This window comes from Bacteroides sp. 519 (genome assembly GCF_010500955.1).
In the GTDB taxonomy this organism is placed as follows: domain Bacteria; phylum Bacteroidota; class Bacteroidia; order Bacteroidales; family Bacteroidaceae; genus Bacteroides.
This window is the reverse complement of sequence record NZ_QVMJ01000148.1, coordinates 1-309: the sequence shown is the minus strand read 5'-3', so window position 1 is coordinate 309 and position 309 is coordinate 1. Positions and strand designations below refer to the sequence as shown.

Genomic DNA, 309 nt, shown 5'->3' with positions numbered 1-309 from the left:
TGTTTGCCTGCTCTTCTGTCAACACATCAGTAGTGAAGGGCACATCGCCATAGGCACGAACCAACAGAAAGTAGTAATAGGCGATTACGATTTGGTACTAATAGCAAGTGAAAAACTGGAACATGTATGGGAACAACACGAATGTAATTCGAAAGAGATTCGCGAAATAAGAAACTGGCGGTTTACCCGGAAAAAGACCGAAGGGTCCAGACAATCAGTCAGTTCGTCCATGGCCGCTTTCCGTCCTATGACCCGCGTTGCCGGATATGCTGCTGCTAAAGCTGGTATCTCTAACTTTACAAAATATAT

At 44.7% G+C, this 309-nt stretch carries 1 pseudogene; it reads left to right on the top strand.

The window, feature by feature from the left end:
• Nucleotides 1-309: pseudogene (locus tag D0T85_RS22950) on the top strand (hypothetical protein); the annotation flags it as partial.